The organism is Streptomyces sp. NPDC044064, assembly GCF_056434245.1.
Genome location: NZ_JBWKFN010000011.1, coordinates 224936 through 243768, shown reverse-complemented (window position 1 = coordinate 243768; position 18833 = coordinate 224936). Strand labels below are relative to the sequence as shown.

Sequence of the window (18833 nt, the reverse complement as noted above, 5' to 3'; positions counted from 1 at the left end):
GCGCGCCGGGCACCCGCGGCCGGCGGGCGCCCTGTACGCCGTGCTGTGCACCAGCGTGGTGTGGCTCTGGTTCGATGACGCGTCCGGCATCGACGGGTTCCTCGGCAGCAACATCTACACCTGGATCACGCTCGGTCTGCTGCTGGGCCTGCCGACCGGTCAGCCGCGCTCGGCCCGGCCGTTCTTGGACCGCAGCCCCAGCCAGACCGCACCCGCACCGAGCCCGGCGAGCCCCACGACGGCGGTGGGCGACCAGTCCTCGTCGTCGTCCGGCGCCGGGGACGTGGCGGCCGCGACCGTGGTCGATGCCGGTCCCGACCCGGTGCGCAGCCCGTCGAGCGAGCCCACCGGATCGACCTGACCGGCCGCCGCGAAACCCCAGTCGAGCAGGGCGCGGGCCTCCTCGTACACGGCGAGGCCACCGCCTTCCTGAGGGTTCATCACCGTCACCACGAGGGTGCGCCCGCCCCGGCGGGCCGCGGCGACGAGGGTGTTGCCCGCGTTGCTGGTGTAGCCGTTCTTGACGCCGATCAGGCCCGGGTACCGCGCCACACCGTCCTCGCCGGTCAGCAGGCGGTTGGTGTTCTCGATCGCGTACGGGGTCCCGTCGCCGGGGAACTGGGCCTCGGCGGTGGAGCAGTAGTGGGCGAAGTCGGGGTTGCGCAGTCCCTCCCGGCCGAAGACCGCGAGGTCGAACGCCGAGGACACCTGGCCGGGGGTGTCGTAGCCGTCGGGGGAGACGACATGGGTGTCCAGGGCGCCCAGGGTGCGAGCCCTGGCCTGCATCCTGGTGGCCGTGGCGTGCCAGCCGCCGCCCAGGGCGGCGAGTACGTGCACGGCGTCGTTGCCCGAGCTGAGGAAGACCCCGCGCCACAGGTCGGACACCCGGTAGCTGTGCCCCTCCTCGACGCCCACGAGGCTGCTGCCCTCGCCGACGTCAGCCAGCTCCTCGTACCGGACGGTGTGCTGCATGGTCGCGGGCAGCCGCGGCAGCACGGTGAGCGCGAACAGGGTCTTGAGGGTGCTGGCGGGCGGCAGCCTGCGGTGCGCGTCGCCGGCGGCCAGCACCTCGCCGGTGCCGGCGTCGGAGACCAGCCAGGACAGCGCGGAGACCTCCGGCAGCTCGGGCGCGCCGCGGTGCGGTCTGACCTGGGTGCCGGAGCGGTAGAGCAGGGACGGCTTGGGCACTGCCGCTCGCGGCCCGGGCGGTGCGGGATCCCCCGCGCGGTGTGCGGTGGCGGCGGCGGCCGGCGCGAGGGCCAGCACGCCCGCGACGCACAGGGCGCAGGCCGACGACACCGCCCGACAAGAGAATCCGGTGATCATATGATCAACGTAGGAAGTGGAGGGTCGTCGGGCGCGCTGCCGGGGCCGGACGGGCCACCGGAGCACCCGGATGCCGCATTCCGGGAGGGCCTCAGGCCGCGGGCAGAGTCGGCTGGACGCGGCGCAGAAACGTGGCGTTGTCGGGGGTGGCCCGCAGCCGCTCCAGGAGCGTCTCCAGGTTGGCCGGCCCGCCCTCTCGGGAGCGCAGGGCCCGGCGCAGGCCCCGAGTGGCCGTCAACTCGGCCGGGGTGAGCAGGATTTCCTCGCGGCGGGTGCCCGTGGGGTCGAGGTCCACGGCCGGGAAGAGGCGGCGGGCGGCGAGTTCCCGGTCCAGCCGCAGCTCCATGTTGCCCGTGCTCTTCAGCTCCTCGAAGAAGTAGCCGTCGGCACGGGAGCCGGTGTCCACCAGGGCGGTGGCGAGGATGGTGAGCGAGCCGCCCTCCTCCGCCTGGCGGGCTGCGCCGAAGAACCGCTTGGGCCCGAGCAGCGCGCCCGCGTCGACACCGCCGCTCAGGGTGCGTCCGCCGGCGGCGGAGGCGTTGTTGTGGGCCCGGCACAGCCGGGTCAGGGAGTCCAGCAGGATGACGACGTCCTCGCCGTCCTCGACGAGCCGCTTGGCCCGCTCGACGACCAGTTCCGCGAGGGCGATGTGCTCCTTGGCCGCCCGGTCGAACGTGGAGGCGTAGACCTCGCCGCGCACCGATCGGCGCATGTCGGTGACCTCCTCGGGACGCTCGTCCAGCAGGACGACCATCAGGCGGCACTCGGGATGGTTGCCGGCGACGGCGGCGGCGAGCTGCTGGAGCAGCACGGTCTTGCCGGTCTTCGGCGGGGCCACGATCAGCCCGCGCTGGCCCTTGCCGACCGGGGCGAACAGGTCGGTGACCCGTCCGGCGAGACCGGCCGCCGGATGTTCCAGACGGATGCGCTCGTGGGGGTGGAGCGGGGTGAGGTCCCGGAAGTGGCGGCGGCCTCGGAGTTCGCCCGGGTCGCGGCCGTTCACTCGGGTGATCTCGGTGAGTGCGCGCTGTGCCCCGCGGACGCCCTCGACGAGGTCGCCCTTGCGCAGGCCGTGCCTGCGCACCAGTGCGGCGGGAACCTGCGGATCGGCGGGGGAGGACAGGCAGTTCACGGCCCGCAGGTGCCCCTTCCCGTGTGTGTCGATGTCGAGGACACCGGCGACGGTCCGGGCGGCCGGGGCCTGCTGCGTCGCGTGAGGGGGTTCGAGTGTGGTGGTCATGGGTGGTCCTTTCACGGACGGAAGACATGAGGAAAGGGGGGAGGAAGCCGCGGGACGGGAGGGCGTACGTGCCTCCGGGCGGCGGAAACGACACCTCGGTCCGAGGAGGTGCTGAGAAGCTGACGCATCCGGGCCGAAGACGGCGGACGGATCAGCGTGGAGAGAAAAACTGGCACCGGCGCCCACAAGGGGGCGTACACAGGTGCTGATTGCACGGTACCACTCGATGACGCGGTACGGTTGCGATCCGTCCAACACGTCGGCGGGGCGGGCTATTCCCGCCACTCCGGCTTCCTCGTCGACGGCGGCCGCGCACTTCCCGTGCGCCCGGGCGGCTCAGCCGTATACCGGCGGAACCCGCACCAGATGTCCCCACACCGTAACGATCCCGGACGTCAGGGGACTTGACCGCCAACCCTGCACTATCGTCACGACATGTCCACGCCACCGCAGCCCCCGCCGCCGGCCGACCAGCCGGTGCCCCAGCCCGGGCAGCCCGCCCCCCAGCCGGCGGTGCCGCCGCAGCCGACGGCCTACCCCTACCCGAACCCGCAGTCTCCCCCGTCGGGGAACTTCTACGCGCAGCCCACGCTGGTCGGACAGTCGGCCCCGCCCCAGGCGGGGGTGCCGGGGAACCCCTACGCGCAGCCGCCCCAGTACGGCCCGGTGCCCGCCCCGCCGTCCGGTGGCGGCGGTGGCGCCGGGCGTGCCGTGCTGTGGCTCGCCGTCGGCGCGGTCGTCGCCTCCGCCGCGTGGGCGGCCGGCGTGTTCCTGCTCGGCGGCATGAGCGACAGCGCGGACCTGCGCGGCTATTCGGCGCCCTCCAACATGTGCTCGAGCGCGGACTACTCCTCCTTCAAGGACGAGTACCCGGAGAGCGACTCCTCCTCGACGCACACCTCCCTCAAGGACAAGGCGCTGGACGAGAGTTACTGCAGCCTGAACCTGAAGAAGACCGGCTCCAGCTACGCGGACGCCTACCTCTCCATGCAGGTGGACCTGCACCGGAAGACCGACCCCGGGCCGGAGTTCACCGCCACCTGGAAGAACTACGGCGACAGCCACACGGGTTACGACGTCACCCCGGTCAAGGGCATCGGCGACGAGGCCTATCTGGTCAGCCAGGACACCACCAGCGGCTCGACCAGTGGATCCCGCTACGCCACCCTCGCCGTACGCGACGGCTGGGTGACGTACACGATGAGCTACAGCGCCTACCTCAGCTCGTACAACCAGGACAAGAACCCGCCCGCGCTCACCGACGTGTCCGACTGGCTGAAGACGGACACCAAGGCAACGCTGGAGCAGCTGAAGGACTGACCCTCAGGTCGCCGAACCGCCGGGAGGCGGGGCCGCACCGCTCAGGCGGACCGCGCCTCCGCCTCCTCGACGATCTGCTCGAACCGAGCGCCCATGGCCGCGGCGAGGGCCTGCGCGCCCGAGAGCGGACGGACCATGACCATGAAGTCGTCGATCAGCCCGTCCTCGTTCACGTGCAGGAAGTCGCAGCCGGTCAGCTCCCGGTCGCCCACCCGCGCCGTGAAGACCAGGGCGTGGTCGGAGGCGTCCGGGGCGCCGATCTCACGCACGTACCGGAAGTCCTGGAACACCTGGAAGACCCCGCGCAGGATCGCCGCGGTGATGGCCTTGCCCGGGTACGGCTTGAAGACGGCCGGGCTGGTGAAGACGACGTCGTCGGCCAGCAGGGCCTCCACGGCCTCCAGGTCTCCCGCCTCGACCGCCTCACGGAACGCGCGCATCGGATCACCTCGCATAGTCAATTAGATGAATAGCTGCGGATGAGAGTAGTCAGCTGTGGAATGCGTGTCCACAGTCGCGTGAACGCCTAGGCTGACGGGATGTTCAGCCCCGAAGGCCCCACGCTCCGCGAGCTGGCCGTCCAGGCGTTCTCGTCCGTCGAGCGCGGCTACGACCTGCTGGCCCCGAAGTTCGACCACACCCCGTTCCGGACGCCCGACGCGGTACTGGACTCGGTGGAGAAGGCGCTCGAGCCACTCGGCCCGTTCGAGGACGGCCTCGATCTCTGCTGCGGCACCGGTGCCGGGACGGACGTCCTGGCCGGGCTGTGCCGGCGCAGCGTCACCGGCGTCGACTTCAGTGCCGGCATGCTCGACGTCGCCCGGCGCCGGGCCGCGAGCGAGAGGCTCTCGCCCGAGGCGGAGGGGCCGGGCGTCGCCTGGGTGCGCGCCGACGCCCGGACCCTGCCGTTCACCGCCGCCTTCGACCTCGTGGTCAGCTTCGGGGCGTTCGGCCACTTCCTGCCCCGGGAGCTGCCCGGCCTGTTCACCCAGGTCCACTCGGTGCTGCGGCCGGGCGGCCGGTTCGCCTTCCCGGTCCTCGCCCCGCCGCGCCCGTCCAGCCCCGCGTACTGGATGCTGTTCGGTTTCGACTCGGTGATGCGGGTGCGCAACGCCCTGTGGCGACCGCCGTTCGTCATGTACTACCGGGCCTTCCGACTCGGCGACGTCCTTGCGGAGTTGACGCGCGCGGGCTTCACGGTCGACCTGCAGACGCTGCCCGAGTTCGGCCGGCGCGGTGACGGCAGTCCCCGCGTCCGGCTGGTGTCGGCGCGCCGGACCGGCGGCGCTACCCCGCCGCAGGCAGCGTGAACTCGTAGACCAGCGCGTCCTGTTCGGCGTTCACAACCAGGTCGGTGATCTCCAGCGGGCGCGCGTACTGGTCGTGCACCCGCCGGGTCACCCGGACCGAGGCGGCACCGTCCACCTGGGTGATGGAGTCCCGGTGGTGCAGGGTGAGACCGGCCCTGCGCATCCAGTCGTAGGCGCGGCGCAGCTGGGCGGGAGTCGCCCCGTCGGCCCGGCCGCGGTAGCGGCCCAGCTCCGCGACCTCGGCCAGCGCCACGGCCGAGAACGACGTCACCGCCGTACGCAGCGACCGGCCGTCGGGGGTGGCCGACCGGTAGCGGTGCACCAGCGTCGGCCGGTGCGGCGCCAGGCCCAGCACCTCCGCGTGCTTCGGTGGCGGTGCCTCCCAGGTCACCGTCGCCCGGTCCACCGCGCCCAGGTCCGCCGGGCGGGCGCCGACCGGGAAGGTGAGCGAGACCGGGTCCTCGACCGGGCGGCCGGGCAGCGTGGCGTGGCTGCCCCGCCGGTCGGTGGCGACCACACCGCCGCGGCGCAGCACCTCCAGTGCCTGTCGGACGGTCTCCCGGCTGACCCCGTAGCGCCGGGCCAGATGCCGCTCGCCGGGCAGCCGCTCGCCGGGCGGAACGGTGCCGTCGTGCAGTTCGTCGAGGAGCAGCGACGCGATCTGCCAGTACAGGGGTCTGGCGTCGGTCTGCGGGGGTTCGTGCGGGGTGGTGCGGGCCATGCCGCGCCTCCTGTTGGTGACAAGACGTAGCCGTGCGGGCTCATTGCGCGACCAGATCTAGCATTGGTCTAAACCACGAGGGAAGAGCGTCCTGCCGGTTAGGCCGAAACCCGCCCGCGTGATCCCGGTGTCATGGGGATCACGGCGGGCGGCGACTGGCCGAAAAGGGAGAGGGGCGGAGATCGGAGGAGGAACGGCCGACCTGCCGGCTCCTGGTGGCCCTCGGCGGTGTGCCGTCGGCCTGAACACGATTACGGAGCTGCCTGGTCAGGCTGTGTGTACGGCTGGGTGATCTGCTGTTGCCGTGTGATCAGCCAATACGGATCACGACGGTTGCGGGTGCCGGCGCGATGACCACGGGCGTGCTGGGGGCCTGGGCATGACCCCTGACCGGTGCCCCGCCGCCACCGGCGAGACCGCCTGTGAGCGGGCCGGCGGTTTCGGGTGATCGTGGCGTGCCCGGGGTCTGCGCCAGTCCGCCGGCCCACAGCTGGTCGACACGCGAGCGCTCGGTGACGTCCGGGTAGCGACTGGTGCAGGACGGGCCGGCGGTGCCGCCCGACATCAGCTCACTGCACGGCCCGCCGTAGGCGTCCGGCAGGCCCAGCACGTGCCCGGTCTCGTGGCTGACGACGCGGACCGAGTCGTACTGCTGGGTCTGGGTGTAGTCGAGGAAGACGTAGCCACTTCCGTGGCCGTTGGTGGAGGTGTAGGAACCGCGCGGGTCGTTGCCCTCGCGGTAGGAGAAGTCGGCACCGCCGCTCGACGTCTCCTGGAGCTTGACGTTGGACTCGGAGCTGTTCCAGATCGATGCCGCGCTCGCTATCTGCGAACGGAAGCTCGGCGCCTGGGAGGCGTCGTAGTGGACAGTCACCGCCTGCGCGTTCGGCTGGGCGGTGCGCTTCTCGGCGACGGACTTGAGCACGGCCTCGAAGAACGCCTTGTTGTTCGCGGCCTCCTCGGCCGACCCGGCGTACCGCGCCACGGAGGTACCGGTGGCAGCGGACGGGGTGTCGGCCGTGCGGGCGCTGGCCGGCACCGCCGCGCCCAGTGCGCTGGAGGCCAGCCCCAGGCCGAGAGCGAGGGCGAGGAGTCTCGCGGACGTTCGGGACGACTTCATGTGGGGGGCTCCTACTCACTCGGTGACGCCGAGCGCCCGGTGCGCGGTCGACTCTGTCTGAGCACCGGTTCCGAACTGCGGCGACGTCCTGTGGGGCGACATTCTTAGAACGGCTCGACAGGGAGCGCAAAGGGTCCTCGCCACTACGTCGCCTCGTAGGTCCCGGGACCTCACCTGGGCAGTGCAAGGGTCCCGGGTCCGCACACGGCGGGCGGGAGGCCAAGCTGTCGCTGCGTCAGAAGCCTTACGGCACTGGGCAACGGGCGTTCGGGCCGACCGGGCGAATCCCAGGGCGCGCGGCGGGATCCGCATCCGGGTCAAGACGGACAAATGCTTGGATGTCCTCCATGTCGCGTCTACTAAGCGTGCAGGTATGTTGGCGGCGCGCTGTGACCGACGTCATAGAACATGGGCTTCCGTCTCTTTCGCGCCCCACCGGCCCCAGGGCGCCCCCGAGGAGTCACCCTCGGTGCTGGGCGGCATCCCTCACCGCCGAGCCGCCGCCGCTCCGTCCTGATCGGGACGGAGGCCGGGCCCGGCGTACAGCCCGGCGAGCGGCGCGGGGGAAAGGCCGACGGCCTCCTGTGTCTCCAGGCTCCCGCCCCTTTCCTTCGTCGGCCTCAGGCGTACGACCGCAGCCAGCGCAGCTTCCGCTCCTCCTGGAACGGCCCGCCGCCCTCGTGGTCGTTGAAGTCGTACACCTCGATCGCCTTGTCCTCGTGCGCCCACGCGTTGAACGCGGCGAACACGGTCGACGGCGGGCAGGTCTGGTCCTCCAGGGCTGCCGAGAAGAGCGCCGGGGCCCGGCCGCGGGCCGCGAAGTGCACGCCGTCGAAGTAGGAGAGGGTGTGCAGCACGTCGGCCGCGCGGCCCCGGTGCGTCTTCAGGAACAGGCCTATCTCCCGGTAGGGATGACGCTCCGTCAGCGTCGTCGCGCGTGGGAAGTCGCACAGGAACGGCACGTCCGGGGCGACCGCGACCAGGTCCGGCAGCAGCCCGCCGACGGCCAGCGCGATGCCGCCGCCCTGGCTCTCACCGATCACCACGGTCCGCGCCGCGTCGGTCAGCGGGTGCGAACGAGCGGCCTCCACCGCGCGCACGGCGTCGGTGAACACGCGCCGGTAGTAGTAGTTCCCGGGAGCGTCGATGCCCCGCGTCATGAACCCCGGGTAGGCGGGCGCGGCGCCCACCGGGTCCGCCGTACCGCCCCCGCCGCCCCATGTGCTGCCCTGTCCGCGGGTGTCCATCACGAAGTGCGCCCGGCCCGTGGACGCCCACAGCAGCTTCTCGTGCGCCAGGCCGCGTCCGCCGCCGTAGCCGATGAACTCCACCACCAGCGGCATCGGTTCGGTGGCGCCGGCCGGCAGCCGCAGCCAGCCCTTGACCGGGTGACCGCCGAACCCGGCGAACGTCACGTCGTACACCCGCACCGTGGTCAGTCCGGTGTCCACCGGCTCGAAGCGGGCGTCCAGGGCGTGCTCGCGGGCCTCCTGGAGTGTCCTGCCCCAGAAGGCGTCGAAGTCCTCGGGCGCCCCGGACTCGCTTCGGTAGGTACGGAGTTCGTCGATCGGAAGGTCGAACAGGGCCATCGGCAACCGTCTTTGCGGAGGGAGCGTGAAGGGAGACCGGGCTCTCACCGTACGTGAGTGATCGGATGACTCGCCAGGACCGTGCCGAGTGCGGACTCGGCCGGCAGCTCCTTACACTTGGTCGCCGTACTGGCCAAGGCGGCGAAATCGCTTGCTGCAGACGCCCGATGGCGTGATCGTCGGGGTTCCAGTGGTCGGGTCACCTGTCGGTCAGGTCCTCGGCTGGGTCCACTTCGGTCCGGTGCGCGCCCATCCCCGTTCCCACTCGGCCATCCGGTGGCGCAGCGCGATCCGGCGCTCCAGCGCGTGCCCGAGCAGGACCACCGCAGCGGCACCGCCCGTCGCACACACGCCGACCGTGATGGTGTGCTGCCAGACCGCGAACTCGTCCGGCGGCGGGGCGACACTGCGGCCCTGGGCGTCGAACCACACGGTCACCGGGTCACCGGGCCGGGTCCCCGCCGGGACGCGGGCCGGCGCGGTGTGCGTCCCGCCGCCCGGCTCGGTCCAGCGGACCCGGGCACGGTAGGGATGATCACGGTCGCCCTGCTCCGTGGGCAGCCGCTCGGGTGTGTTGCCGACCACCACGGCCTGCACATGACGCCGCTCGGCCCGCTGCGACGCCGCGAGTGAGCGGGCCTGCTCATGGGCGCGCAGGCCTGCCGCCACCCCCGCCAGGGGTGTGACCACGAACAGCAGGACGGTGACGACGAGTACGGTCCATGCCTCGATGACGTCCGAGCGGCGCCGCAGCGGATTGGGCCGCCAGCGCCAGCCACGCACCTGAGTACGCATGTCCACCTCCCTGCCGCAGCCGGAGGGCCGGGCGAACCGGGGCACCGGTCGTCCGCTCCCGCCGCCGCGCACGAGCGTCCACACCCGTCTCGTACCCCGTACGGCGCACCTCGCTCACACCGTCTACCGCGACTTCAAGCCCTCATGGAGCACGGCATGCGGCACGCGCCCCAGGGCAGCGCGAGCGGCCGCACAGGGATCCCGTGCGCCCAGGGCGTGCCGTGGCCGGAGCGAGTTACCCGGCCGAAGGGGAAGCGTTCGATCCCTAGCCGAAGCGCTCGATGCGGATGTGCTCGACCGGCTGGCCCGCCGCGACCAGCAGGCGGGAGGCGTGCTCGGCGAACCCGTTGGAGCCGCACACATAGGCCTCCCACCCACCCGGAGGCTGCTCGGCCAGGAGCGGCGCCACATGTGCGGCCGCCATACGACCCACCGGCTTCCCCGCGGGGGCGCTGCGCGTGAACACGGCCGTCGTCTCCCCGCCCAACTCCCCGGCGTAGATGAGCTCCTCGGGGCTGCGCGCCGACACCAGCATCCGCAGCGGCACGGCGAGGTCCTGCGCCCGGTGGTGCCGCACCATCGACATCAGCGGTACGACCCCGGAACCGGCCCCCAGCAACAGCGCGGGCCGGTCGCCCGGCCAGGCGAAGAAGCCGCTCAGCGGGCCGCGCACCTCGATCCTGTCACCGGGCCGGGCCACCGTGTGGAACCAGCCCGAGACCTCACCGCCCGGCGCATGATCCAGGGTCAGCTCGATATGGCCGGAGTCGTCCGGTGCGGACGCGATCGAGTAGTGGCGCTGGGCCACATAGCCGTCCTCCGCGGTCAGCCGCAGCATCAGATGCTGCCCGGGCAGGTGCCCGGCCCACTCCGGCACCGCGAGCCGGAACGTGGCCGCATGCGGGGTCTCGCGCCGGATCTCCGTCAGGGTGGCCGTCTGCCACACGGACGCCGCCTGGCTGCTCACGGCGATGCGGCCGGGCACGGCGAAGCGGGTCGCGGGAGTGAAGTCCGTGGTCACCGTCGTCTCAGTCACCGGAGTACCGCTGTTCCTCCCACGGGTTGCCCCGCTCGTGATAGCCGTTGCGCTCCCAGAAACCCGGCTCGTCGTGGTCGAGGAGCGTGATGCCGGCGATCCACTTGGCGCTCTTCCAGAAGTACAGGTGCGGCACGAGCAGCCGTGCCGGGCCGCCGTGCTCGGGTGCGAGCGGCTCGCCGTCGTACTCCCAGACGATCCAGGCACGTCCGCCGGTGAGGTCGGCGAGCGGCAGGTTCGCGGTGTAGCCGGTGTGCGAGTAGGCGATCGCATGGGTGGCGGACCCATGGGGCCGGGCCACGTCGAAGAACGTGTCCAGCGAGACCCCGCCGAACCGCACCCCGAACTTCGACCAACTGGTCACGCAGTGGATGTCACCCGCGTACGAGGAGGCGGGCAGGGCGTGCGCCTGTTCCCAGTCCCAGATGTGCGGCCGCTCCACCAGTCCGTCGATGCGGAAGGACCAGTCGGCGGGCGTGAGGTCGGGGGTGACCTCGGCGGACAGGACGGGCCAGTCGTCCCCGGCGTCGTACTGCCCCGGTGGCAGCCCCGGATCGGAGACGCGCGGGCGACCCGTGAAGCCTCGGGTGACGTTCATGGTTCAACCGTACGCTGTCGCCACCGGTGCTCCGTCCCAGGTCAGTGCGCGACCGTTGCGGCCGTATGAACTCTGCGCAGGGCCGGGAATAGCCGCCCCGCGCCCCTCCTTGCCCCTGAGTGCCGGCCGGTGTGCCGGTGACAGTACGAGGGAAGCGAGGAAAGACGATGCCCAAGGCGTACGTCTTCACGCGGTACGGCGGCCGCGAGACCGAGGCGCTGACCGACGTGGAACGGCCGGCCCCCGGCCCCGGCCGGCTGCTGGTCGCCGTCCGGGCGGCGGGAGTGAACCCCGTCGACTGGAAACTGCGAGGCGGTTTCCGCCGCCCCGGCGAGAGCACCGAACGCGTCTTCCCCGCGGTCTTCGGCAGCGAGGCCGCCGGTGTCGTCGAGGAGGTCGGCGCCGGTGTGACCGGGTTCGCCCTCGGTGACGCGGTGTTCGGCAACACCGTCGACGGCGGATACGCCGAGTACGCCCTGCTGCGCGCCGACCAGGCCGCGCACAAGCCCGCCGGACTGTCCTTCACGGACGCCGCGACCCTGCCGGTCGCCGCGGCCACCGCCTACGACGGCGTCCGCCAGTTGGAGCTGCCCGAGGGCGCGACCCTGCTGGTGACGGGCGCGGGTGGCGGGGTGGGCACCGCTGCCGTCCAGATCGCCCGCGCCTTCGGGGCGAAGGTCGTGGGCGTGGCGAGCGGGAGCAAGAAGGAGTTCGTGGAGTCGCTCGGGGCCGTGCACGTGCCCGGGGGCCCGGGCCTTGCCGAGCGCGTGCGGGCCGTCGCTCCCGAAGGCATCGACGCGGTGTACGACCTGGTGGGCGGCGAGACGCTCGCCGAGGCGGCCACCCTGCTCGCCGACCGGACCCGGCTGATCACCGCGGGGGCCCCGCCCGAGGCGGTCGCCGAGCTGGGCGGCTCCCGGGTCGCCCGCGCCCGCACCGCCGCCGTTCTGGACGCCGTGGCCGGCCTCGTCCTGCGCGGAGCCCTGAATCCGCACGTCACCCGCACCTTTCCGCTCGACCGGGCCGAGGAGGCCCTGCGCACCGTCGAGGACGGGCACGCCCGCGGCAAGATCGTGATAGAGGTGAACACATGAGCGACCTGACCGCCACCAGCACCGGAACCGGCACCGATTCGGGCACCGGCTCCGGCGAGGTGACGACGGCCCCGCACGTCCTCGACAACCCGGCCCTGGCCTCCCTGACCGGCCCGCACGCCCACTTCGCGGAGCGGCGCGGCCGTGTGCTGCGCTACCCGCCGGACGTCTCCCCGTGGCTGGCCCTGCCCAGTGAGCCGGACGCGGACGACTGGGCGGACCTCGCCGCGCTGGCCGGCCCCGGCGCCGAGGTGCCGCTGGCCGGTTACTGCGGGGAGGTGCCGGACGGGTGGGAGGTGACCTTCCACGTCGAGGGCGTGCAGCTCGTGGACGAGGGCATGGCCGCTGCGCCGGACGCGGAAGCGGTCCGCCTCGGCCCGGCGGACGTGCCCGAGATGCTCGAACTCGTGGCGCGCGCCAAGCCCGGCCCCTTCCTGTCGCGCACCATAGAGTTGGGCACCTACCTGGGCATCCGCCGCGAAGGCAACCTGATCGCGATGGCGGGGGAGCGGCTGCACCCGCCGGGCTGGACCGAGATCAGCGCGGTCTGCACCGACCCGGCCTTCCGCGGCGGGGGACTGGCCACCCGCCTGCTCCGCGCGGTCGCGCACGGCGTCCGGGAGCGCGGTGAGACCCCGTTCCTGCACGCCAGCGCCCGGAACACCAACGCCATCCGGCTGTACGAGTCCCTCGGCTTCCGGCTCCGCCGTCACACCGCGTTCCTCGCGGCCAGGGCCCCCGAGCACCTGTCGGACGGGCGGGCCGCCGTACCGGTGCCGTGACCGGCCCTCACTCCGGGCCGGCCTCGGACGGTCCGGAGTTGTACCGCTCCAGGTAGGCCGCGAAGCGGATCAGGTCCTCCTCGGCCCAGTCGGCCAGCCGCTCCCGGAAGGCGGTCCGGCGGCTCCGGGTGACCTGCGCGAGGATCTCCTGGCCGGCCTCGGTCAGGTGCAGCACCTGGACCCGGTGGTCCTCCGGGTCCAGCCGCCGCTCGATGAGCCCGGACCGCTCCAGCGCACCCACCTGACGGCTGACCGTGGACTTGTCCAGGGCGTAGTGCGCGGCCAGGTCGGTGGCCCGGCAGCCGCCGCTCTCCTCCAGGTGGCCGAGGAGGGTGTACGACACGAGCGACAGCTCGGGGTGCATGCGTCCCGCCGAGGCCCGGGCCCGGCGGGCGAAGATCGTCATCTCGCGCTGGATGGTCTCGATCGCCGTCTCTGCTGCTGCCACCGGAATACCTCCTCCACCGTTCTAGTTGTATAGTACAACTGGAAGTGAAAGTTGTATAAGCCAACCATTGGAGGTCGCGCCCGATGAGGTCACCAGCGCTACGCCATGTGCTCACGCACCTGATCACCCCGCTGCTGATGTGTCTGGGCATGGGGCTCGCGTACATGGGGGCCTTCGTGACCCCGGAGCCGAACCACCTGCCCGTCGCCGTCGTCGGCGCCGGCCCCCGGGCCAAGGTGTTCGCCCAGACCGTCAAGGACACGGCGGGGGACAAGCTCGACGTCCGCACCGTCGCCACCCGCGCCGCCGCCGTCGACCTGCTGAGGTCCCGGGACGTCACCGGAGCCTATGTGCCGGACACCAGGGCGCCCGAGCTGCTGGTGGCCACCGCCGCCTCCGACATGGGTGCCACCGCCGTCGAGAAGGTCTTCACGCCGGTCGCCGCGGAGGAGGGCGTCCCGCTCAAGGTCACCGACGTGGCCGCGCCGGTCGCCGACGACCCCACCGGGCAGGGCCTGTTCTTCCTGCTGATCGCGCTCAGCATCGGCTCCTACGCCTCGGTCGCCGCCCTCGGCGCCGCGGGCACCACGCTCCCGATGCGGATACGGGCGCTGCTCGCGCTCGGTGTCTCCGCCGTGGTCAGCGGCATCGGAGCCCTGCTCGCCGGGCCGGTGTTCCACCTCGCCCACCACGGGCTCGGCAGCCTGTGGGGCATGGCGTGGCTCTACTCGGCGGGCATCCTCTTCATCGGCGTGGGCCTGCACACCTTCCTCAAGCGGTGGACCACGCTGACCATGATGGTGCTGTTCGTGATGCTCAACTTCACCAGCTCCGGCGGCCTGTTCCGGCCCGAGCTGCAGAACGGCTTCTTCGGTACCCTGCACGCCTTCTGGAACGGCGCCGGCTTCGTCGAGGGCGTACGCAGCCTGCTGTACTTCGGCGACGACGGCCTCGCGCGCAACATGTGGACGCTCGTGGTCTGGCTGCTCGTCGGCCTCGCGGTGACCGCGATCGCGGCCACGTACGAGCGCGCCCGGACGTCCGGGCGGACGGTCGCTCTTCCCGGGCAGGCATCGGGCGCCGAGCCGGCACCGGGCGCCGAGCCGGCACCGAGCGCCCCCGCACCGAGCGTGGAGCCGGCCCGCCGGAGGGCCGAGGCGGCGGTCCGCGAAGAGGCCGAGGAGGAGGTCGAGGAGACGGTCGGCGTCTGAACGGCCGACGTACCGGGAGAAGGGGCGCACCGTCCGGCGACGGACGGCGCCCCTCGCCGTGTGCGGCTCACCGGTCCCCTGGCCCGATCGTCACCACCCGCGCCCACTCGGGCGGTTCGTCCGGCCGGTACTCCGGGTTGTCCTCGTCCCGGGACCCGCCGTCCGACCGTTGCCGGGGAAACAGGCCCACCACCGTCCGGCACGCCGGCCGCGACTGCGGCCAGGGCGTCTGTCCGTCCGTCATCACCACGACGACATCAGGGGCCGGCCGTGCCCGCAGCGCCTGAGTGAAGCCCGTCCGCAGGTCCGTCCCGCCGCCGCCCACCAACTGGATCCCCTCGGCCCGGCACAGCGGATGCACGGTCTGGGCCGCAGCGTCGCACGACACCACCGTGACCAGGTCGCGACGGCCGCCCACGGCCCGGGAGATCGCGGCGACTTCCAGGAGCGCGCTGCCCAGTTCGGCGTCGCTGACCGACCCGGACGTGTCGACGACCACGCACACCCGAGGCGGTCTGCGCCGCAGGCTCGGCAGGACCACGCCGGGCACCCCGGCCGAGCGCCGCGCCGGCCGGCCGTAGCTGTAGTCGTCGCCCGAGCCCGAGCCGGACACCGCCGAGCGCACCGCCGCCCCCAGCAACTCCCGCCAGGGCTGCGGCGGATGGAACGCCTCCTCCGCCCACCGCTGCCACCCCTTGGGCGCGTCGCCCGGCGCGCCGGTGATGCCCTGCGCCACCCGGAAGCGCACCGCGTCCCGTTCCTGCTCGCTGAGCCCGTGGGCGCCGTCCGGCCCCAGGTCCCACTCCCGTTCCAGGCCGTCGGCGCCGCTGCCGCAGTCCAGCCAGGCCAGCGACCGGTGCTGCGGCCCGAGCCGGAACAGCCGCAGGTAGTCCTCCATCAGCTCACCCTCGGGCAGATCCAGTTGCCCGGGTGTGACGGCTCCCTTCGGCAGTACCAGCCCGTCGCCGTACACGTCGTCGTTGATCTCGAGGTCCGCCGCGATGTTCATCCGCAGCCGCTCCCCGCGGCCGTGCAGTCCGCGCTCCCTGGCGACCCGGTCACCACGTCCGTGGTGGTCGCGCAGCAGGTGCGACACCTCGTGCACCCACACCCCGGCGAGGTCCTCCACGGGCGTCCGGTCCACGAAGGCCGGTGAGACGTAGCACCGCCAGTGCCGGTCGACAGCCATCGTCGGCACCTGCCGTGACTCGACGGGATGCAGCGCGAACAGGGCCGTCGCCAGGTAGGGCCGCGCCCGGGCCGCATGCAGCCGGGCGGCGAAGAGCTTGCCGAGGTCCAGCGCCCCGGGCGCACCGGCCGTCATCGGCGGACCCCGGACGCGACCGCGGACCGGCGGGCGGCCTCGTCGGCGCGCCGGGACAGGGAGACCACGCCGGCCAGCCGCTCGATCGCCTCCGGTACGTCCCAGTCCTCCCGGCGCAGGGAGGCCAGCGTGGTGGCGGGGACGACCACCACGTCCGGGGCCCCGGTCTCCATCGCGCGGACCAGCAGCGTCCACGCCGCGTCCCAACGGGCCCGTTCCGGACTCCTGCGGACCGCGTCCACCACGCCGTCCAGCACGGCCTGCCGCAGGTCCCCGCGGTCCGGCAGCACGGCACCGTCGGGGTCGGCGAGCAGGGCCTCGGGATCCGGCAGGTCCATCCGGTCCAGGCCCGCCAGCAGTTCAAGGCCCGGCCCGTCCCCGACCGTCCCCCTGACCAGCAGGGACAGCACCTCCCGGGAGGAGTCGGCGGCGGTCGCGAAGGCGACCAGACGCAGGGTCATGTCCCAGCTGCGGGGCGACGGCCAGGCACCGCCCCGACGGCTCTCACCGCTGGGCAGCCGGTGCACGAGCGCCGGGCGCGCGGTGAGGAGACCGCAGACCGCGCGACGCGCGACGTCCACGGCCTCCGGCAGCCGCTCCGCGTCGAGCCGGGGCAGGGTGGCCCGGGGCCAGGTCCCGCCCAGGCCGCGCACGACGACGTCGTGGTCGTGCGTCCACTGGAGGTGCACGAACCGGTTGGCCAGGGGCGGGCTCAGTTCCCAGCCGTCGGCGGCGGAGGACCGCGGATTGGCGGCGGCCACGATCCGGACACCGGGCGGCAGCCGCAGCGCACCGATCCGCCGCTCCAGCACCACCCGGAGCAGGGCCGCCTGGACGGCGGGCGGCGCGGTGGACAGCTCGTCCAGGAACAGCAGCCCGCGCCCGGCCCGGACCAGCCGCACCGCCCAGTCCGGCGGTGCCATCGGGACCCCCTGCCGCGCCGGGTCGTCGCCCACGACCGGCAGCCCCGAGAAGTCGGACGGCTCGTGGACGCTGGCGATCACGGTGGTCAGCGGCAGGTCCAGGGCGCTCGCCAGCTGCGTCAGCGCGGCCGTCTTGCCGATGCCCGGCTCACCCCACAGCAGCACGGGGAGGTCGGCGGCCACGGCCAGGGTCAGCGCCTCCAGCTGGGTGTCGGTACGAGGCTCGGTGGTCGCTTCCCCCAGCAGGGCCAACAGGTCGGCGGCGACGTCGAGTTGAGAGGCGCGGGAGGGTGCGTCGGGCATGACGGAAGGAGTGCACGAGGGCATGTGTGATCACCTGGGGTGTGAAGTCGGCGGAGTGGAACGTGAATTCAGCGCAGGAAGGTCGCCTGACGAGGGCGTCGGCGGTGCTGCAGGGCGGCGCGGGGCTTGGGATCGACAGGGGCGTGTCCGGGACCGACGAGACCCGCCCGGTAGAGCCCGTACGTGATCTTCCGGGCCGCGGCCGCCTCCAGTTCGTCCCGGAGGGAACCATCGCGCAGCAGCGCGTCGGGACCCAGCAGGCCCTCGACCACGGCGAGCGCGCCCGCGGTGTCGCCGTGGTCCAGGCGTTCGCGGACACCCGTGAGGCAGTCCGGACGCCGGTGCGCCTCGTCGATGGCCTGCAGACAGGGGAGCGGCGGTCCGCCGAGCGCGACCAGCAGGTCCTCGCGCCGGATCTCCTCCGGAGCGTGGTCCAACGGGGCCAGTACGCCGTCGACCAGGCCGATCCGGTGCCGGGCTCCCCGGCACTCCACGAGCCGCGGCTGCCCCGCCCGGTCGGGGCGGCGAGGCGGACCGGACGGCGCGTGACCGGGCGCGAGCGCGGACGCGACCAGCGGGTGCAGGCGGTCGGGTTCGAGCAGACCGGCCCGCAGCAGCTCCAGATCCGGCAGGACCCAGGTCGCCGCGTCGGGCAGGACGGGCAGCGCGGACAAGCCGCCCGAGGGCACTGACGCGGCGACCCGCAGGGCAACCGGAGCCCCCCGGTCGCCGTTCGCGACCAGGTCCAGCACCAGTCGGCGCCGGCCGCCGAGCCGTACGACGAAGGGGCCGGCGGACCGCCCCTCGGCGGCGAGCAGGAGGGCGGCCTCGGCCGTCCACCGGCCGGTGGCACAGCCGGCTCCCGGCGGCACCGGGTCCGGCAGCTCCGGCTCCGTCACCGGAGCGTCGGCCCCGGACCGCTCCGGCAGCTCACCAGCTCTGCGCGCATCCCACAGGTGCCGGTGCAGATCGAGCCGGTAGCGCCGGCTGGGGCGCGGATGCGGATGCCGGGCGGTGCCCGAGCGGGACCCGTCCCACAGCGCGAGACCGATCCGCTGACCGGCGTCGGCCCAGGCGGGAGGCGTCCGGGCGACCAGGTGCACCGGGCCGCCGCGGGCCCCCCAGCCGTCGTACCGGGCCAGGGTGAGGGTCAGCCCCGGGCGTAGCAGCCCGTCGGGCGCGACCCTCGGCATGTGCCAGCGCAGCAGGTCGGGAGCGAGGTGGCGGAGGTCGGCGCGGACCCGGGCCGCGAGGTCCCGGCCGTGGTCGCGGGCGACCGAACGCAGATCGAGATCGATGTCGACACCGGCGGCGGCACACGCCCCCGCCCAGTCCCCGGCGCGGCGGCGGACGGTCGCGGTCTCGATCATGGAAGGCGGCACGGCGAACTCGCGCACGCGCAGCCACAAGGAGAGTCGGGAATCCCCGTACGCGGTCTGAGTGAGCATCAGCGCTCACCTTGCGCGGACGGGACCCCCGATCTGTCATCGGAGTGAGTGGTCATCGCGGCGATCGTAACCGGCCGCGCTGTGCCGCGCCAGGGAGTTTCGAACTCGGCGCGGACGACGGCCGATGACGCCACTGGGGTAAAGTGACGGTCCGGCCGCGCACGGGACGCGGCCACCGGCTGTCGAGGAGGTGGGACCCATTACCGCTGTGTCAGCTGGGGTGCTCTCTCCTTGTGACAGCCTTC

18 protein-coding genes are annotated in these 18833 nt (G+C 73.1%); 5 read left to right on the top strand and 13 right to left on the bottom strand.

Annotated elements, in window-relative coordinates:
* Positions 1-159 precede the first annotated feature (159 nt).
* Positions 160-1326 carry a D-alanyl-D-alanine carboxypeptidase family protein gene (locus AC07DS_RS20015; protein WP_479147055.1) on the bottom strand — a complete coding sequence of 389 codons (1167 nt, stop codon included), beginning with the start codon at positions 1324-1326 and terminating at the stop codon, positions 160-162.
* A gap of 91 nt (positions 1327-1417) precedes the next feature.
* The gene (gene rho / locus AC07DS_RS20010) at positions 1418-2566 is read right to left on the bottom strand and encodes a transcription termination factor Rho (protein WP_479147053.1); all 1149 of its coding nucleotides are present in this window, start codon (positions 2564-2566) and stop codon (positions 1418-1420) included.
* Between the two features lie 435 nt (positions 2567-3001).
* On the opposite strand from rho, the gene AC07DS_RS20005 reads away from it, so the two are divergent.
* Positions 3002-3886, top strand: a complete 885-nt coding sequence (locus AC07DS_RS20005) for a hypothetical protein (protein ID WP_479147051.1) — start codon at positions 3002-3004, stop codon at positions 3884-3886.
* 41 nt (positions 3887-3927) lie between these two features.
* Here the strand turns inward: AC07DS_RS20005 and AC07DS_RS20000 are convergent, their stop codons facing one another.
* Complete coding sequence (locus AC07DS_RS20000; RefSeq protein WP_479147049.1) at positions 3928-4326, bottom strand: nuclear transport factor 2 family protein; 399 nt, start codon at positions 4324-4326, stop codon at positions 3928-3930.
* 99 nt (positions 4327-4425) lie between these two features.
* Between AC07DS_RS20000 and AC07DS_RS19995 the strand changes: the two genes are divergently transcribed.
* Positions 4426-5196: a class I SAM-dependent methyltransferase gene (locus tag AC07DS_RS19995; RefSeq protein WP_479147048.1), complete on the top strand. Its 771-nt coding sequence runs from the start codon at positions 4426-4428 to the stop codon at positions 5194-5196.
* Here the strand turns inward: AC07DS_RS19995 and AC07DS_RS19990 are convergent.
* From AC07DS_RS19990 to AC07DS_RS19965, 6 genes are all read right to left on the bottom strand, one after another.
* Positions 5174-5917 carry a GntR family transcriptional regulator gene (locus tag AC07DS_RS19990; protein WP_479147046.1) on the bottom strand — a complete coding sequence of 248 codons (744 nt, stop codon included), beginning with the start codon at positions 5915-5917 and terminating at the stop codon, positions 5174-5176. The genes AC07DS_RS19995 and AC07DS_RS19990 overlap by 23 nt on opposite strands.
* 310 nt (positions 5918-6227) lie before the next feature.
* Positions 6228-7037, bottom strand: a complete 810-nt coding sequence (gene snpA, locus AC07DS_RS19985; RefSeq protein WP_479147044.1) for a snapalysin — start codon at positions 7035-7037, stop codon at positions 6228-6230.
* 620 nt (positions 7038-7657) lie between these two features.
* On the bottom strand, positions 7658-8626 hold the full coding sequence (locus AC07DS_RS19980) for an acetylxylan esterase (protein WP_479147043.1): 969 nt from the start codon (positions 8624-8626) through the stop codon (positions 7658-7660).
* Between the two features lie 210 nt (positions 8627-8836).
* Entirely contained in the window at positions 8837-9421 is a 585-nt protein-coding gene (locus AC07DS_RS19975; protein WP_479147041.1) for an Rv1733c family protein, read from the bottom strand.
* Positions 9422-9686: 265 nt separating this feature from the next.
* Positions 9687-10442 (bottom strand): ferredoxin reductase, encoded by a 756-nt coding sequence (locus AC07DS_RS19970; protein ID WP_479147138.1) that lies wholly within the window; start codon positions 10440-10442, stop codon positions 9687-9689.
* A 7-nt stretch (positions 10443-10449) separates the two neighbouring features.
* A complete protein-coding gene (locus AC07DS_RS19965; RefSeq protein ID WP_479147040.1) occupies positions 10450-11055 on the bottom strand; it encodes a sulfite oxidase-like oxidoreductase in 606 nt (201 codons plus the stop codon).
* Between the two features lie 167 nt (positions 11056-11222).
* Between AC07DS_RS19965 and AC07DS_RS19960 the strand changes: the two genes are divergently transcribed.
* Positions 11223-12149 carry an NADP-dependent oxidoreductase gene (locus AC07DS_RS19960; protein WP_479147038.1) on the top strand — a complete coding sequence of 309 codons (927 nt, stop codon included), beginning with the start codon at positions 11223-11225 and terminating at the stop codon, positions 12147-12149.
* Positions 12146-12931, top strand: coding sequence for a GNAT family N-acetyltransferase (locus AC07DS_RS19955; RefSeq protein ID WP_479147036.1), 786 nt, complete (start codon positions 12146-12148; stop codon positions 12929-12931). The genes AC07DS_RS19960 and AC07DS_RS19955 overlap by 4 nt, the downstream gene beginning before the upstream one ends.
* A gap of 7 nt (positions 12932-12938) precedes the next feature.
* On the opposite strand, the gene AC07DS_RS19950 is transcribed toward AC07DS_RS19955, so the two are convergent.
* Positions 12939-13337: a MarR family winged helix-turn-helix transcriptional regulator gene (locus AC07DS_RS19950; protein WP_479147136.1), complete on the bottom strand. Its 399-nt coding sequence runs from the start codon at positions 13335-13337 to the stop codon at positions 12939-12941.
* A 125-nt stretch (positions 13338-13462) separates the two neighbouring features.
* Between AC07DS_RS19950 and AC07DS_RS19945 the strand changes: the two genes are divergently transcribed.
* Positions 13463-14590, top strand: a complete 1128-nt coding sequence (locus AC07DS_RS19945) for an ABC-2 transporter permease (protein WP_479147034.1) — start codon at positions 13463-13465, stop codon at positions 14588-14590.
* A gap of 67 nt (positions 14591-14657) precedes the next feature.
* On the opposite strand, the gene AC07DS_RS19940 is transcribed toward AC07DS_RS19945, so the two are convergent.
* The 3 genes from AC07DS_RS19940 to AC07DS_RS19930 are packed head-to-tail and all read right to left on the bottom strand — an operon-like array spanning position 14658 to position 18588.
* A complete protein-coding gene (locus AC07DS_RS19940) occupies positions 14658-15914 on the bottom strand; it encodes a vWA domain-containing protein (protein ID WP_479147032.1) in 1257 nt (418 codons plus the stop codon).
* Positions 15911-17164 (bottom strand): AAA family ATPase, encoded by a 1254-nt coding sequence (locus AC07DS_RS19935; protein WP_479147030.1) that lies wholly within the window; start codon positions 17162-17164, stop codon positions 15911-15913. The genes AC07DS_RS19940 and AC07DS_RS19935 overlap by 4 nt, the downstream gene beginning before the upstream one ends.
* Before the next feature lie 44 nt (positions 17165-17208).
* On the bottom strand, positions 17209-18588 hold the full coding sequence (locus AC07DS_RS19930) for a hypothetical protein (RefSeq protein ID WP_479147029.1): 1380 nt from the start codon (positions 18586-18588) through the stop codon (positions 17209-17211).
* Positions 18589-18833: the final 245 nt, after the last annotated feature.

What these genes read in the sequence shown, in the direction of transcription:
- rho (WP_479147053.1), bottom strand. Translation starts at nt 2,566, where the DNA reads ATGACCACCACACTCGAACCCCCTCACGCGACGCAGCAGGCCCCGGCC.
- AC07DS_RS20000 (WP_479147049.1), bottom strand. Translation starts at nt 4,326, where the DNA reads ATGCGCGCGTTCCGTGAGGCGGTCGAGGCGGGAGACCTGGAGGCCGTG.
- AC07DS_RS19995 (WP_479147048.1), top strand. Translation starts at nt 4,426, where the DNA reads ATGTTCAGCCCCGAAGGCCCCACGCTCCGCGAGCTGGCCGTCCAGGCG.
- AC07DS_RS19980 (WP_479147043.1), bottom strand. Translation starts at nt 8,626, where the DNA reads ATGGCCCTGTTCGACCTTCCGATCGACGAACTCCGTACCTACCGAAGC.
- AC07DS_RS19945 (WP_479147034.1), top strand. Translation starts at nt 13,463, where the DNA reads ATGAGGTCACCAGCGCTACGCCATGTGCTCACGCACCTGATCACCCCG.
- AC07DS_RS19955 (WP_479147036.1), top strand. Translation starts at nt 12,146, where the DNA reads ATGAGCGACCTGACCGCCACCAGCACCGGAACCGGCACCGATTCGGGC.
- AC07DS_RS19950 (WP_479147136.1), bottom strand. Translation starts at nt 13,337, where the DNA reads ATGACGATCTTCGCCCGCCGGGCCCGGGCCTCGGCGGGACGCATGCAC.
- AC07DS_RS19940 (WP_479147032.1), bottom strand. Translation starts at nt 15,914, where the DNA reads ATGACGGCCGGTGCGCCCGGGGCGCTGGACCTCGGCAAGCTCTTCGCC.
- snpA (WP_479147044.1), bottom strand. Translation starts at nt 7,037, where the DNA reads ATGAAGTCGTCCCGAACGTCCGCGAGACTCCTCGCCCTCGCTCTCGGC.
- AC07DS_RS19965 (WP_479147040.1), bottom strand. Translation starts at nt 11,055, where the DNA reads ATGAACGTCACCCGAGGCTTCACGGGTCGCCCGCGCGTCTCCGATCCG.
- AC07DS_RS19990 (WP_479147046.1), bottom strand. Translation starts at nt 5,917, where the DNA reads ATGGCCCGCACCACCCCGCACGAACCCCCGCAGACCGACGCCAGACCC.
- AC07DS_RS20015 (WP_479147055.1), bottom strand. Translation starts at nt 1,326, where the DNA reads ATGATCACCGGATTCTCTTGTCGGGCGGTGTCGTCGGCCTGCGCCCTG.
- AC07DS_RS19935 (WP_479147030.1), bottom strand. Translation starts at nt 17,164, where the DNA reads ATGCCCTCGTGCACTCCTTCCGTCATGCCCGACGCACCCTCCCGCGCC.
- AC07DS_RS19960 (WP_479147038.1), top strand. Translation starts at nt 11,223, where the DNA reads ATGCCCAAGGCGTACGTCTTCACGCGGTACGGCGGCCGCGAGACCGAG.
- AC07DS_RS20005 (WP_479147051.1), top strand. Translation starts at nt 3,002, where the DNA reads ATGTCCACGCCACCGCAGCCCCCGCCGCCGGCCGACCAGCCGGTGCCC.
- AC07DS_RS19930 (WP_479147029.1), bottom strand. Translation starts at nt 18,588, where the DNA reads ATGCTCACTCAGACCGCGTACGGGGATTCCCGACTCTCCTTGTGGCTG.
- AC07DS_RS19975 (WP_479147041.1), bottom strand. Translation starts at nt 9,421, where the DNA reads ATGCGTACTCAGGTGCGTGGCTGGCGCTGGCGGCCCAATCCGCTGCGG.